The 13,213-nt window shown below is 64.1% G+C and carries 14 protein-coding genes and 1 tRNA gene; 11 read left to right on the top strand and 4 right to left on the bottom strand.

The annotated features are described in order from the left end of the window. Nucleotides 1-456: 456 nt before the first annotated feature. Both ACX0GZ_RS12205 and ACX0GZ_RS12200 read right to left on the bottom strand, forming a co-directional pair. Nucleotides 457-735, bottom strand: a complete 279-nt coding sequence (locus ACX0GZ_RS12205) for an MFS transporter (RefSeq protein ID WP_458816810.1) — start codon at nt 733-735, stop codon at nt 457-459. Nucleotides 736-741: 6 nt separating this feature from the next. Beyond that, entirely contained in the window at nt 742-1,110 is a 369-nt protein-coding gene (locus ACX0GZ_RS12200; RefSeq protein ID WP_458816808.1) for an SLC13 family permease, read from the bottom strand. Nucleotides 1,111-1,447: 337 nt separating this feature from the next. Here ACX0GZ_RS12200 and ccmC point away from each other — a divergent pair, with 337 nt between their 5' ends. The 7 genes from ccmC to ACX0GZ_RS12165 all read left to right on the top strand — a co-directional run bounded on the left by ccmC (nt 1,448) and on the right by ACX0GZ_RS12165 (nt 6,313). Then, nucleotides 1,448-2,116, top strand: coding sequence for a heme ABC transporter permease CcmC (gene ccmC / locus ACX0GZ_RS12195; protein ID WP_458816928.1), 669 nt, complete (start codon nt 1,448-1,450; stop codon nt 2,114-2,116). Next, nucleotides 2,113-2,238 (top strand): hypothetical protein, encoded by a 126-nt coding sequence (locus tag ACX0GZ_RS12190; RefSeq protein ID WP_458816806.1) that lies wholly within the window; start codon nt 2,113-2,115, stop codon nt 2,236-2,238. Before ccmC ends, ACX0GZ_RS12190 begins: the two co-directional genes overlap by 4 nt. Further along, the gene (gene ccmE, locus ACX0GZ_RS12185; protein ID WP_458816804.1) at nt 2,235-2,669 is read left to right on the top strand and encodes a cytochrome c maturation protein CcmE; all 435 of its coding nucleotides are present in this window, start codon (nt 2,235-2,237) and stop codon (nt 2,667-2,669) included. Before ACX0GZ_RS12190 ends, ccmE begins: the two co-directional genes overlap by 4 nt. Then, nucleotides 2,666-4,633 carry a heme lyase CcmF/NrfE family subunit gene (locus ACX0GZ_RS12180; protein ID WP_458816802.1) on the top strand — a complete coding sequence of 656 codons (1,968 nt, stop codon included), beginning with the start codon at nt 2,666-2,668 and terminating at the stop codon, nt 4,631-4,633. Before ccmE ends, ACX0GZ_RS12180 begins: the two co-directional genes overlap by 4 nt. Continuing rightward, the gene (locus tag ACX0GZ_RS12175; RefSeq protein ID WP_458816800.1) at nt 4,630-5,160 is read left to right on the top strand and encodes a redoxin family protein; all 531 of its coding nucleotides are present in this window, start codon (nt 4,630-4,632) and stop codon (nt 5,158-5,160) included. Before ACX0GZ_RS12180 ends, ACX0GZ_RS12175 begins: the two co-directional genes overlap by 4 nt. A gap of 119 nt (nt 5,161-5,279) precedes the next feature. Further along, nucleotides 5,280-5,681 carry a cytochrome c-type biogenesis protein gene (locus ACX0GZ_RS12170; protein WP_458816798.1) on the top strand — a complete coding sequence of 134 codons (402 nt, stop codon included), beginning with the start codon at nt 5,280-5,282 and terminating at the stop codon, nt 5,679-5,681. Continuing rightward, complete coding sequence (locus ACX0GZ_RS12165; RefSeq protein ID WP_458816796.1) at nt 5,678-6,313, top strand: tetratricopeptide repeat protein; 636 nt, start codon at nt 5,678-5,680, stop codon at nt 6,311-6,313. The genes ACX0GZ_RS12170 and ACX0GZ_RS12165 overlap by 4 nt, the downstream gene beginning before the upstream one ends. Nucleotides 6,314-6,354: 41 nt before the next feature. On the opposite strand, the gene ald is transcribed toward ACX0GZ_RS12165, so the two are convergent. After that, on the bottom strand, nt 6,355-7,458 hold the full coding sequence (ald, locus tag ACX0GZ_RS12160) for an alanine dehydrogenase (RefSeq protein WP_458816794.1): 1,104 nt from the start codon (nt 7,456-7,458) through the stop codon (nt 6,355-6,357). Between the two features lie 266 nt (nt 7,459-7,724). Between ald and ACX0GZ_RS12155 the strand changes: the two genes are divergently transcribed. From ACX0GZ_RS12155 to ACX0GZ_RS12145, 3 genes are all read left to right on the top strand, one after another. Next, nucleotides 7,725-9,599 (top strand): potassium transporter Kup, encoded by a 1,875-nt coding sequence (locus tag ACX0GZ_RS12155; protein ID WP_458816926.1) that lies wholly within the window; start codon nt 7,725-7,727, stop codon nt 9,597-9,599. Next, entirely contained in the window at nt 9,596-10,138 is a 543-nt protein-coding gene (locus ACX0GZ_RS12150) for a 2'-5' RNA ligase family protein (RefSeq protein WP_458816792.1), read from the top strand. The genes ACX0GZ_RS12155 and ACX0GZ_RS12150 overlap by 4 nt, the downstream gene beginning before the upstream one ends. Before the next feature lie 58 nt (nt 10,139-10,196). Then, nucleotides 10,197-10,273, top strand: a tRNA-Met gene (locus ACX0GZ_RS12145). On the opposite strand, the gene ACX0GZ_RS12140 is transcribed toward ACX0GZ_RS12145, so the two are convergent. After that, nucleotides 10,252-11,433, bottom strand: a complete 1,182-nt coding sequence (locus ACX0GZ_RS12140) for an aromatic ring-hydroxylating oxygenase subunit alpha (RefSeq protein ID WP_458816790.1) — start codon at nt 11,431-11,433, stop codon at nt 10,252-10,254. The genes ACX0GZ_RS12145 and ACX0GZ_RS12140 overlap by 22 nt on opposite strands. A gap of 62 nt (nt 11,434-11,495) precedes the next feature. Here ACX0GZ_RS12140 and ACX0GZ_RS12135 point away from each other — a divergent pair, with 62 nt between their 5' ends. Further along, nucleotides 11,496-13,199 carry an AmpG family muropeptide MFS transporter gene (locus ACX0GZ_RS12135; RefSeq protein WP_458816788.1) on the top strand — a complete coding sequence of 568 codons (1,704 nt, stop codon included), beginning with the start codon at nt 11,496-11,498 and terminating at the stop codon, nt 13,197-13,199. Nucleotides 13,200-13,213 lie beyond the last annotated feature (14 nt).

Genomic DNA, 13,213 nt, shown 5'->3' with positions numbered 1-13,213 from the left:
TTTGCGGTTGCAGTTACAGGTCTGGAACATTCGCTGGACAGCTGCTCTCGTCGACAGGCCGATCAGGCTCGATCTCGGTCAGCCCCAGCAGTCAGGTCACATCCGAGGGAAACCGGAAACGGCGGTCGCTTCCGGTCGTTCGTGCCTGCGACGTCTCTTGCTCCGCGCCCGCAACCATCACTCTGAATCGGAACTACTCCGCTTGTGAAACTCTTGGTCGCAATCGACCAAGTTCCGCCAGGCCGGATCGGCAGGTGCTGCGATGATGAGCGATGCTCAGGCGATGATGACGTGCGAGCCGCCGGACTCGGCCGGGAAAGCGGGGGCGCTCGCGAGGCGGTAAAGAACAATCTACACCCGTTCGTTTCGAGCGAAGTCGAGAAACGCTGGTTGCACCTTTCGGTCGCGTTTCTCGACGACGCTCCAAACGAACGGGTGTTTGGTCGCACCGAACGGTCAGGTGGGATCGTGCCTGGTTTCCTTCATCCCGAACTGAAACAGGATCAGCGCCAGCGTCGCGATCCCGGCAAGGAACCAGAAGCCCCAGCGATAGCTGTCGGTGGCGTCCACCACCATCCCGGCCAAAGTCTGGCTGAGGAAGAAGCCGATCATGTGACCGACATTGATGACCCCCAGCGTCACGGCGTAACGCCCGGTCCCCTTGGTCAGATCGGCGACGATCAGCACCCAGATCACCCCGAAAATCCCCGCGCCGACGCCGTCCAGCGCCTGCACGAGCCCCTAGGCGCGCACGCCCGCGCACAGCACCGGGGTCAGCGCGAACACCACGATGTCGTTGACCAGGAAGGCGGAGAGAAATCCGCCCAGCGCCACCACCAGCGCCAGCAGGCGCGCAGGGTTGTCGCCGTTGCGGACGACCATTTCCGCGCACCGCCCATAAAATTCAGCCAGGTCGAACTGCGCCGACAGGATCATCAGCCCCAGCAGCAGCACGATCGCGTCGATCTCGACCAGGGGGGCGGCAGTCTCGACGCTCAACGTGTGGGTGACGATCAACAGCGTCGCGCCCGCAACCGCGATCCATGCGCGATCGACCTTCAGCCGCGGAAAACCGCCGGTCGCCATGCCAATATAGACGGCGACGAACACGGCGAGGATCGTGGTCTCCGGCGAAATGACGCTAACCCCTTGTTATGGTGGAACATGCCACATTTCGTCGGCAATTCGGCACGTTCCGTCGTGGAGAGATTAACGCAGATCAAGCAAAATGGGTGCTTCCAGCCCTCAGGTCTTCTCACCGGTCCATTCGAAGCGAACGGATACCGGGTGGCATGGACGCAGTGGGCTCTCGAGCATGTCTTCGCTACGCTCGACCGGCCATATCGATACAGGTGGAAACTGCCGGCATTTGCTCCTAAAGCGTGCCCCAGACACCGTGATTCACGCTCTCGCCAATCCCACGCGCTTCCTGAAGATCGCGCGCCCGATGACGCCCATCCTGTTCTGGGGAGGGGTGGTGGCGCTGGTCGTCGCGTTCTGGGGTGGGCTCACCCAGGTACCGCCCGATTACCTGCAAGGCGACAGTTTCCGCATTCTATATATCCATGTCCCCGCCGCCTGGCTGGGGCTGAGCGGCTGGTCGAGCCTTGCCATCGCGTGCTTCGCCTATCTGGTTTGGAAGCATCCGCTGGCATTCGTCGCCGCACGCGCGATCGCGCCGGTGGGGGCGTTGTTCGCTGCGCTATGCCTGATTACCGGTTCGATCTGGGGGCGCCCGACCTGGGGGACGTGGTGGGAATGGGACGGGCGGCTGACCTCGATGCTGATCCTGTTCTTCGTCTATCTCGCCTGGATGGCGCTCGCGCGCGCCGACCATGATCGCGGCGGCGACGGGCGGGTGGTTGCGCTGTTCGGGATTGCGGGCACGGTGTTGCTGCCGATCGTGCGCTATTCGGTGGTGTGGTGGAACACGCTGCATCAGGGACAGAGCATCGGCCTCACCGGATCGAGCATCGACCCGTCGATGCTGTGGCCGCTGTGGTGGAGCATTTCGGGATTCTCCGCGCTGTTCGGCGCGCTGGTGCTGATGCGGATGCGTACGATGATCGCGGACAACCGCGTCGAGGCGCGGATGCGGCGGATGGCAGCGGCGTGAACCACTGGAATTTCATCGCAGCGGCCTATGCCATCGTCATCGGCGCGACCGGTGGCATGTCATTGCTGTCGTTTCTGGCGATGCGCCGCGCCGAGCGTGCGGCGGAAAGTCTGCGGCGATGAAGGCGAAGCATCAGCGGTTGTGGCTGGGGCTCGCGGCGCTGGCAGCAGTGATCGGCGCAGCGGTGCTGGCGCTGTCGGCGTTGCAGGATCAGGCCGCGTTTTTCTATGCGCCGTCGGACGTTCAGCGGAGCGCACCGCCGCTCGATCGCGGCGTTCGGCTGGGCGGGATGGTGGTCGAGGGATCGATCGAGCGCGCCGCCGACGGGGTGTCGATCGCGTTCGACGTGACCGATGGTGGCGCGACGGTGCCGGTGCGCTTCGCCGGGATCACCCCCGACCTGTTCCGCGAAGGATCGGGCGTCGTGGCGGAAGGGCGGTTCCAGCAGGACGGCAGCTTCGTCGCCGACAACATCCTCGCCAAGCATGACGAGCGTTACATGCCGCCCGAGATCGCGGGCGCGATGCACAAGAGCGAGTCGCTGGAACAATGATCGCCGAATTCGGTCTGGCGGCGCTGTGGCTGGCCGCGGCGCTGGCGGTGTTGCAGCTGGCGATGGTGGCGCTGGGGTTGAGCCTTTTGCGAAAACCGTCGCAAGCGGGCGGTCGGGGCGAAGCCGTCCAGCAACTCTTCGCTTCGATCCGTCCCGTCGCCATCGTGCAGGGCATCCTCGCCATCACCTCGTTCGCCGCGCTGATCGCGCTGTTCGTGCGGTCGGACATGTCGGTGTCGCTGGTCGTGCAGCACAGCCATTCGCTGAAACCGATGCTCTACAAGATCACCGGGACGTGGGGGAATCACGAGGGCTCGATGCTCTTGTGGATTACCATCCTGGCGCTGTCGGGAGCGGGCGTGGCGTTGTTCGAGCGGCGGTTGCGGCAGGATACGCTGATTGCGACACTCGGGGCACAGGCACTGATTGCCATTGGTTTCTATGCGTTTCTGCTGTTTTCCTCAAACCCGTTCGCGCGGATTTTGCCCGCTGCGCCCGAGGGGCTGGGGCTCAACCCGCTGCTGCAAGACCCGGGATTGGCGTTCCACCCGCCGCCGCTTTACGTCGGCTATGTCGGACTGTCGGTGGCGTTTTCGTTCGCGGTCGGCGCGCTGGTCACGCGCGATGTCGGCCCGGCGTTCGCGCGGGCGATGCGGCCCTGGGTGCTGTTGGCGTGGATTTTCCTGACCATCGGCATCGCGGCGGGCAGTTACTGGGCCTATTACGAACTCGGCTGGGGCGGCTGGTGGTTCTGGGATCCGGTCGAGAATGCATCGCTGATGCCGTGGCTGGCGGCGACCGCGCTCCTCCATTCGGTGACGGTGTTGGCGACGCGCGATGGTTTGCGCGCCTGGACGATCGTGCTGGCGCTGGTAGCGTTCGCCATGTCGATGCTGGGGACGTTTCTGGTGCGGTCAGGGATATTGACCAGCGTCCACGCCTTCGCCGTCGATCCGACGCGCGGCACCTTCATCCTGCTGCTGCTCGCTTTCTATATCGGCGGCGCGCTGGCGTTGTTCGCGGCGCGCATCGGTGCGGTGAAACAGGGGAAATTGTTCGAACCCGTCAGCCGCGAAGGCGCGCTGGTCGTCAACAATCTGCTGCTCAGCGTGATCCTCGGCATCGTCCTGATCGGCACGCTCTATCCGATCGTCGCACAGTGGATGGGGCAACAGATTTCGGTCGGGCCGCCGGTGTTCAACAAGACGACGGTGCCGATTGCGCTGGCGCTGTTCGTGGTCGCCGCTGCCGGGCCGTTGCTGCGCTGGCGGCGCGACGAGACGCGCGCGCTGGTAGGGCGAATGAAATGGCCGATCGCGGCGTTCGTCCTCGCTGTCGTGGCGGTACTGGTGCTGGCAGCCGATGCTGGCATCTTTCCGACGCTTGGGCTTGGCATCGCTGCGGGTCTCGCGGTGGCGAGCCTTGCGCCGCTGGCCGGACGCAAGCTGCGCCGCACCCCGCTCCACATTTACGGCATGGTGATCGCGCATTTCGGGGTTGCGGTGTCGATCGCCGGGATGGCGAGCGAGAGCGCGTTCAACAAGGAAGTGCTGGTCGCCGCCCGGCCTGGCCAGAGCTATGCCGTCGGCCCGTTCGACGTGCAGTTTGCCGGCGTGCGGCCGACCGTCGGCAACAACTGGACGGGGGTCGAAGCGGTTCTGGTCGCGCGCAAGGGTGAGGGCGCGCGTGCGGTCACACTCAGCCCGCAACAGCGCTTCTTCGCGTCGCCCCCCACCGAAACCAGCGAGGCGGCGCTGTCGACTCACTGGAACGGTCAACTTTACGCCGTGATCGGCCAGCGCGCGGATGAGGGCCGGTGGCAGCTTCGCCTGTGGTGGAAGCCGTTCGTCACGCTGATCTGGTACGGCGCGCTGCTGATCGCGCTGGGCGGATTGGTGTCGCTGATCGGGCGGGTGCGTGGCAAGCGGACGGCCAAACCCGATGTGCGGGGATATGTCCCATGAAACGCCAACTGATCTTGTGGGTGCCGTTTCTGGTGTTCGTCGGCGTCGCGATCCTGGTCGCGAGCGCGCTTTATGCGCCCGCCGACCGCACGGTGAAGTCGAAGCTGATCGGCAAGCCGCTGCCCGAATTCGCGCTCGACCCGATGATCGAGGGGAAGCCGGGCCTCGCCACCCAGGCATTCGCGACCGGCCGACCCCGCCTGCTCAACATCTTTGCCAGCTGGTGCGTGCCCTGCATCGCCGAGGCGCCCCATCTGATGGCGCTGAAGGATGCGGGTGCCACGATCGATGCGATCGCGATCCGCGACGAACCGGACGCGGTGGCGGCGTTTCTGGCGCGGCACGGCGATCCCTATCGCGCGATCGGCGACGATGCGGAGCGGCGGGTTCAGCTCAATCTGGGTTCGGCGGGCGTGCCGGAGACGTTCGTGATCGACGGGCAGGGGCGGATCGTGATGCAGCATATCGGTGACATCCGCGCGGAGGATGTGCCGGAGATACTCGCGGCGCTGGAGGCGGCGGAGTGACCGGGGCGCATACTCACCGTCACCCCGGATTTATTCCGGGGTCCACCAAGCCGCTTGCGCGCGGTTGGAGCCTCTTGCGATTGCGTCGGTCGCCCGGTGGACCCCGGAACAAGTCCGGGGTGACGGTTTGGGTGGGGCTGGCCGTGCTGGCGGCATTCCCGGTTGCTGCTCAAACCACCGCTCCCGCGCGCTATGCGAACACACAACTCACCGACCCTGCGCGCGAGGCCGAAGCCAAATCGCTGATGGAACAGGTGCGCTGCCTGACCTGCGAAGGCCAGTCGGTCGCCGACAGCGATGCCGACATGGCGGGCGATATGCGCGCGCTGATCCGCGAACGGATCGAAGGTGGCGAAACGGCGGGGCAGGTACGGCAGTGGCTGATCGACCGTTATGGCGACCAGATCACCTATGACCCGCCGATGTCGGCCTTATCCGCGCCTTTGTGGCTCGCTCCGCTGGCGCTGCTGGCGATCGGCATCCTGATCGCGCGGCGCAGTTTCAGGAGGCGGCGGCCATGATCGGCTGGGCGATGTTGCTGGCGGCGGGCGTCGCGGCGGCGGTTGCGATGTGGTGGCTGCACTTCCCGCGCCCGCTCTGGGCGTTCGGCGCGGCGGCGCTGATGCTGGGGGCGGCGGGATATGCGTGGCAAGGTGAGCCATCGATGCCGGGCAGTCCGGTCGAGCGCCGCGCCGCCGGGCGGCCTGTCGATCCGCAGATCGTCGAATTGCGCCAGGCCTTCTTTGGCCGGTTCGGCCCCGAAGCGGCGAATTTCATCGCCAGCGACGGGTTGCGTCGCGGCGGAGCGACGGGCAGCGCGGTGTCGGTGATGCTGGCTGCAGCGCGCGCCAATCCGGCGAGCCAGGGGGCGTGGACCGGGCTGGGCGACGCGATCGTCGAACATGACGGCGGAGAGGCAATCTCGCCCGCCGCGCGGCTGGCATTCGATCGCGCGATCCTGATCGATCCGTCGCAGCCGGGGCCGTGGTTCTTCGACGGGCTGGCGCATGTCCGCACCGGCGATCTCGACGGCGCGCGCGCGCGCTGGGCCAGAGCCTATGCGCTGACGTCTGAAGGGCGGTTGAAGGACGCGATTGCGATGCGGCTGGCGTTGCTCGACCGGATCATCGAGATGCGGGATCGGGCGGGTTAATCAAAACCATACCCCGGCCTTCGCCGGGGTACGCTCCAACCTTATTGCCAAGCCTCGAACGTGTAACCGAACGCTTCGGCGACCGCTTCGTGACGGATCTTGCCGTCGGACACGTTCAGCCCGTTGGCGAGGTGCTTGTCCGCCCGCATCGCCGCTTCCGCGCCCTGGTTGGCCAGTTTCAGCACGAACGGCAGCGTCGCGTTGTTGAGCGCGAAGGCCGAGGTGCGCGCGACCGCGCCGGGCATGTTGGCGACGCAATAATGGATGACGCCTTCTTCCTCGTACACCGGATCGTCATGCGTCGTCGCGCGTGAGGTTTCGAAGCAGCCGCCCTGATCGATCGCGATGTCGACCAGAACCGACCCGCGCTTCATCGTCTTGAGCATGTCGCGCGTCACCAGCTTTGGCGCAGCGGCGCCGGGGACCAGCACCGCGCCGATCACCAGATGCGCCTTGGCGACTGCCGCTGCGATCGCCGCACGGCTGGCATAGGCGGTCTTGATCTGGCTGCCGAAATGCATGTCGAGTTCGGCGAGGCGTTCGTTCGAGATGTCATAGATGGTGACGTCGGCGCGCAGGCCCGTCGCCATCTGCGCTGCGTTCACGCCCGACACGCCACCGCCAAGAATGGCGACGCGGGCCGGGGCCACGCCGGGCACGCCGCCCAGCAGCACGCCGCGCCCGCCCTGTTCCTTTTCCAGATAATGCGCGCCGACCTGAACCGACATGCGGCCCGCGACTTCGCTCATCGGCTTCAATAGCGGCAACTGGCGCGAATCGCTGGTGACGGTTTCGTACGCGATGCAGGTCGCACCCGATTTCATCAGCCCGTCGGTTTGCGGCTGGTCGGCGGCGAGGTGGAGATAGGTGAACAGCGTGTGGCGTGGCTCCAACATCGCGATTTCGACTTGCTGCGGCTCCTTCACCTTCACGATCATGTCCGACTGCGCGAACACTTCGGCGGCGGTGTTCAGGATCGTCGCACCGGCGTCCATGTAATCCTGATCGGTGAAATCGATGCCCATGCCCGCGTTGGTTTCCACGAACACGTCATGGCCGTGGCGTACCAGTTCCTCGACCGAAGGCGGGGTCAGGCCCACGCGATATTCGTGGTTCTTGATTTCCTTGGGGACGCCGACTCGCATTATTTCCTCTCCGGGCAAGATTCGTTCGCTGCCCCATAGCCGAACACCCTGCCCGGTTTCCAGCGATATGGGCGCGGATCGGGGATGCATTGCGAGCGCTATGCGCCCATGCTAACGGCGCGCGCTTATCGCAGAAGGCAGGCAGTCGGTCGCATGGCCAAGTCCTCGGTTTTCCTCCAGGTCGCAAACGCGCGCCTGTGACCTCGAACGAAAAAAACCCGGACGCTGCGTCGCCCGCAGAAGCAGCGCACGGCGATACGCCGCATCTGGACGCGCATGGTCGCGCGCAGGGGATGTGGAAACTCGCGGTCGGCGCGATCGGCGTGGTGTTCGGCGATATCGGCACCAGCCCGCTTTATGCGTTTCGCGAGACCTTTGCCGGGCACCATCCGCTCGCGCTCGACACCGAACATATCATGGGTGTCGTCAGCCTGATGTTCTGGTCGATGATGATCGTGGTGACGCTGAAGTACGTCACCATCATCATGCGGCTCGACAACAAGGGTGAAGGCGGTAGCCTGGCGTTGCTCGCGCTGATTTCGGGCAAGACGAAAAGCCAGCGTTGGTCTCGCGGAATTGTATTCCTGGGCGTGTTCGCCACCGCGTTGTTCTATGGCGATTCGATGATTACGCCGGCGGTGTCGGTGCTGGGCGCGGTGGAGGGGATTTCGGTCGCCGCCCCTGCCTTTGCCGGGTGGATCGTGCCGATCGCGGTTGCGATCATGGTGTTCCTGTTCGCCATCCAGCGCAACGGCACGGGGCGGGTGGGGGCGTTTTTCGGCCCCATCATGATGACCTATTTCGCGACGATTGCCACGCTGGGGATCATCAGTTTCCTGAAAACCCCGTCGATCCTGTGGGCGCTCAACCCCTATTATGCGGTCAATTTCTTCATCATCGATCCTTTGCCCGCGTTTCTCGCGCTGGGGTCGGTGGTGCTGGCGGTTACCGGCGCGGAGGCACTTTACGCCGATATGGGGCATTTCGGTCGCAAGCCGATCAAGCTGTCCTGGCTGTGGTTCGTGATCCCGGCCCTCATGTGCAATTATATGGGCCAGGGCGCGCTGCTGATGCGCGACGGGGTGCTGGCACTTCAGAACCCGTTTTTCCTGCTGGCGCCCGACTGGTTCCAGATCATCCTGCTGGTGATCGCGACCTTGGCGGCGATCATCGCCAGCCAGGCGGTGATCTCCGGCGCGTTCTCGGTCACCCAACAGGCGATCCAACTGGGCTTCATGCCGCGCCTCCGGATTGAACATACGAGCGAATCGACCGCGGGCCAGATTTACATCCCGTTCGTCAACTGGGCGCTGATGATCATGGTCATCCTGCTGGTGCTGACCTTCCAGTCCTCGTCGAATCTGACCGCCGCCTACGGGATCGCGGTGACGGGGGCGATGCTGATCGATACCTGTCTGCTGACGGTTGCGCTTTTCTATCTGTGGCGCTGGAAATGGTATTATGCGGTGCCGTTGCTGACGGTCTTCTTCATCGTCGACATCGCCTATTTCGCCGCGAACCTGACCAAGATTCCCGATGGGGGCTGGTTCCCGCTGGTGGTGGGCCTGGTGATCTTTACGCTGCTCACCACCTGGTCGCGCGGTAGGGCGTTGATGATCGAGCGGATGCGCGAGGCCGCGATGCCGATCAAGGTGTTCATCCAGTCGGCCGCGACTTCGGCGACGCGCGTGCCCGGCACGGCGGTGTTCATGACCTCGACGCCCGAAGGCGTGCCGCACGCGCTGCTCCACAATCTGAAGCACAACAAGGTGCTGCACGAACGCGTGATTCTGCTGACCGTCAGGATCAGCGACGTGCCCTATGTCTCGGATGACGAACGCGTCGAACTCGAAACGCTGGGGCAGGGATTTCACCGCATGATCCTGCGCTTCGGCTTCATGCAGGATGCCGATGTTCCTGCCGCCCTCAAACAGGTTCATGCCTGTGGGGCGGACTTCCGGATGATCGAGACCAGTTTCTTCCTGTCACGTCAGACCTTGTTGACGGCGGAGACGCCCGGCATGTCGGTATGGCGCGAAAAGCTGTTCGCGTGGATGCTGCGCAACGCCGAAAGCGCGATGGAGTTCTTCCGCCTGCCCACCAATCGGGTGGTCGAGCTGGGCAGTCAGGTCGAGATTTGAGCGACGACGCCCCGTCCTGCGCGCCGATCCCCCTCGCGGGAGCGCCGATCATCGTGTCGGCGCTGTTCGGGGCGGAGGATGCGGCCTACCTGACCGGCCTTCGCCGCGCGCATTTCCCACCGGAGCGCAATCATCTCGACGCGCATCTGACGCTGTTCCACCATCTGCCGCCGTCGATCGAGAGCGAGTTGAAGCAGCGGCTTGCGCAGGAAACGCGGGGGACGGCCCCGCCTCGGGCAATGCTGGCCGGTTTGATGAACCTGGGCCGCGGCGTCGCCTTCCGGGTCGAATCCCCTGAGCTTGAGGCGATCCGCGAATCGCTGCGCGATGCCTTCGCGCCGCTGCTGACCCCGCAGGATGCGGGCGGATGGCGACCGCACGTCACCATCCAGAACAAGGTCGAGACTTCCATCGCGCGCGCGCTGAAAGCCGAACTCGAAGCCGATTTCCGCCCGCGCCCGCTGGCGATCGCGGGCATCGGCTGCTTCCATTATCGCGGCGGCCCGTGGGAGCCGATTTCGCGCCACATGTTCGCTTGACCGACCGCGCGGGGCTGACTAAACGGCCCGCTCTCCCCGCAAGGGTGAGGCCCCTCGGGGCGGAGTAGCTCAGCTGGTTAGAGCACGGGAATCATAATCCTGGGGTCGGGGGTTCAAGTCCCTCCTCCGCTACCATCGGTATCGCCAACGTCACCGATCGACGACTTTCCGATCGCACGCGCGATCTGGTCGTGAAAGGTGCGGATGCCGAGTTCGAGCGTCCCCAATGTCAGCCGATCGATCGCGCCCGATCGCAGCCCTTGCTGGCCCAGTTCCGCCGCCCGGAAATCTTCGGCCGCGAACACTCCGTTGTCGAGCAGTTCCCAGCTTCGCTCCCAATGCGCCAACGCCTTGTCGGTCGAGGGGGCTTCGGGAATCAGCATGAAATCCTCGACCAGCACGGTATTTTCGTCCTGTGGCATCAGCACCATCAGGTTGATGTAGTCGGGGCTGACGACCAGCACGGCGCCGGGAAACATCTGATAGGTATAGGTGATCGCCGAGCGCAGCACGGCCCAGTCGCTGGACGACAATGCGTCATGTTCGGCGGCGCGGCCCACCGCGGAGCGCTGGTGCGCGCCCATCGTGTCGGCGGCGGCGACGCCGTCCTTGAAAAAGGGCGCGATGGTGCCCGAGTGCAGCCGTTGGATATGATAGCCCTCCAGAAACGCATCCATGATGAGTTTCCAGTTCGCCGCGACTTTATGCGTGCGCCTGCGGAAGGCGTGCTGCCCGGCAAGGTCGAACGCGGCGAAATCATGGCCCAGCGCTTTGGCCTCGCCGAAATCGGCGGCGTCGTCGAACGCGAACCAGATCAGCCCGCCTTCCTCGCGGGTCGGCAAGGCGCGCAGGCCGTATTCGGCCTTGTCGAGCCCCGGAAAGGCATCGGCGCGGGGCAGCCCGATCAGCGTGCCGTCCATGCCGTAGGTCCAGGCGTGATAGGGGCAGACGAGACGACCGGCTTTGACGGGTTCGCAACCCTCGACCAGCCGGGTTCCGCGGTGGCGGCACACGTTCAGGAAGACATGTGCCCGGCCATCGCGGTCGCGGGTGATGAGAAGCGGCTTGCCGAACCCGTCATGCGGCACCGCCATGCCGGGTCCGGGAAGCAGCGCGGATGGCGCGATCACCAGTGGCACGCGGGCAAAGATGCGAGTCTGTTCCAGATGGTGACGTGCGGGGTCGGTGTAATGCGCGGCATCGACATAAGCGACGGCGCGGTCCTCGCGCGTGCCGCCATCGGCCAGCGCCTTCGCCAGAGCGAGTTGGCCCTGCGTCGGGGGGCATGCGTTCATGGCTATCCTCTCGCCGGTTTTGCGCTAGTGTCGCGCGCAATCTGTGCGGGGAGCAAGCGTAAATGAACGAAGCGGTCGCGGGGCCTTTGGAAGCGCCAAAATTGAAAGGGCTAGCGCTGCTGCGTGCAGCATTTGCAAACCGGAAAATTGGTGTCATGCTCGCGTTCGGCTTCGCCGCCGGACTCCCTTATGCATTGTTGCTGGGCACGCTTTATGCGTGGTTGAGTGAGGCTCAGGTCGATCTGGAAACTATGGGCGTGTTTTCGCTCATCGGCTTGGCTTATGCTTTCAAGTTTCTTTGGTCCCCGGTTATCGATCGAACGACGCTTCCCGGTCTTTCGCGCCTTGGAAGAAGAAAAAGCTGGCTTATCCCTGCACAGGGATTGCTCGGTGTGATCCTGGTCGTGCTGTCGATGCTCAATCCGCAAAGCGCACTGGGGTGGTTTTCACTGCTGGCCGGGCTGGGGGCTTTTGCGTCGGCGACACAGGACATTGCGATCGATGCCTGGCGCGTGGACGTCGCAGACGAGGTCGCGACGCTCGACATTCTGTCTACCGTCTACCAGTTTGGGTATCGCATCGCCGCGCTGGCGGGAGGGGCGCTGGCGCTTGTTCTTGCTGCCCGCATCGGTTGGCCAGCGGTGTATTTCGGCATGGGCGTCGCGATGCTGATCGTCATGGCCATCGCGTTCTTCGCGCCAGACACGCCAAGACCCGTGGAACTGAGTGCTGACGACGCTCTTCGCCAGCCGGGCGAACTAAGCCCCGGGATACGGGCTGCGGCATTGGGAATCGTCGGCTTATTGTGGAGCTGGGCGCTCATAACGGTAATTGTGTTCATGGTGCGGTCGCTGGGAGGGGCTCCAGAAGATCGGCCCAACCCCACCGAGTTCATCCAGCTTTTCGGCCCGTTGATCGTAATCGCCACGGTAGTCATACCCGCGATAATCGCTGCGGTGCTCGAAATGTGGCGGATCAAGGGTCGGCATGTGTTGAGTAAGGCAACGCCTGCGCGAACGGGTTTCGACCGTGCGGTCGATCACGGGTATCGGGCGCTGATTCTGCCGCTGGCTGAACTGGTCGGACGATTGCGCTGGGCAGTCATTCTGGTGCTCGCTCTGATCCTCTCCTATCGGATTACGGATTCGATCTGGGGGCCATTCGCGTTCCCTTTCTATCTGGGCGAATTGCAGTACACGAATGACGAGGTGGCTTTCGCCTCGAAGTTTTTCGGGGTCGGGATGACGATGGTCGGCATCGCCCTCGCAGCGGTCATGTTCAGCGTAATTGGTCGGATGGCGACTGTGTTTTTCGGCGCGCTTGTCGCCGCCGCCAGCAATCTGCTTTACGCCGATTTGGCCGGCGGCGGTGCCGGTCTCGACATTTTCGGGCGATATAGCGGGGTGTACTGGGTATTCGAGCAATTTGGGTCGGACGAGCGTTTGTCTAGGCTACTGCTTGCCATATCCGGCGAGAATGTTTCCGGTGGATTGGCCGGGGCGGCTTTTGTCGCTTACTTGTCCTCAATCGCTTCGAAAAAGTATAGTGCTGTACAATATGCGCTTCTTTCTTCGCTGACTTTTCTGATCGGCTCGCTTGGTCGGAGCGCTCTTGGAGAGGCGATTGAGGTTCGGGGATATGAATGGGTATTCTACTTCACCGCTGGGCTTGGATTGATCGCTGTGGTTTTGGCGGCGGTCGAATGGTGGCGGCAGCGGCAAGGTCGATCGGGTCTTGCGCCAGACCCCGTGGCTGACGCCGTGTAACAACGGTCGCTGAA

The sequence above is a fragment of the Sphingomonas aestuarii genome, assembly GCF_054457155.1.
The sequence above is the reverse complement of the archived record's forward strand: the minus strand, read 5'-3'. Positions and strand labels throughout refer to the sequence as shown.

Bases quoted from the DNA above. Each gene is read 5' to 3' on its own strand.
- ccmC (WP_458816928.1), top strand. From the start codon at position 1,448: ATGACGCCCATCCTGTTCTGGGGAGGGGTGGTGGCGCTGGTCGTCGCG.
- ccmE (WP_458816804.1), top strand. From the start codon at position 2,235: ATGAAGGCGAAGCATCAGCGGTTGTGGCTGGGGCTCGCGGCGCTGGCA.
- ACX0GZ_RS12140 (WP_458816790.1), bottom strand. From the start codon at position 11,433: ATGAACGCATGCCCCCCGACGCAGGGCCAACTCGCTCTGGCGAAGGCG.
- ACX0GZ_RS12135 (WP_458816788.1), top strand. From the start codon at position 11,496: ATGAACGAAGCGGTCGCGGGGCCTTTGGAAGCGCCAAAATTGAAAGGG.
- ACX0GZ_RS12175 (WP_458816800.1), top strand. From the start codon at position 4,630: ATGAAACGCCAACTGATCTTGTGGGTGCCGTTTCTGGTGTTCGTCGGC.
- ACX0GZ_RS12180 (WP_458816802.1), top strand. From the start codon at position 2,666: ATGATCGCCGAATTCGGTCTGGCGGCGCTGTGGCTGGCCGCGGCGCTG.
- ACX0GZ_RS12165 (WP_458816796.1), top strand. From the start codon at position 5,678: ATGATCGGCTGGGCGATGTTGCTGGCGGCGGGCGTCGCGGCGGCGGTT.
- ald (WP_458816794.1), bottom strand. From the start codon at position 7,458: ATGCGAGTCGGCGTCCCCAAGGAAATCAAGAACCACGAATATCGCGTG.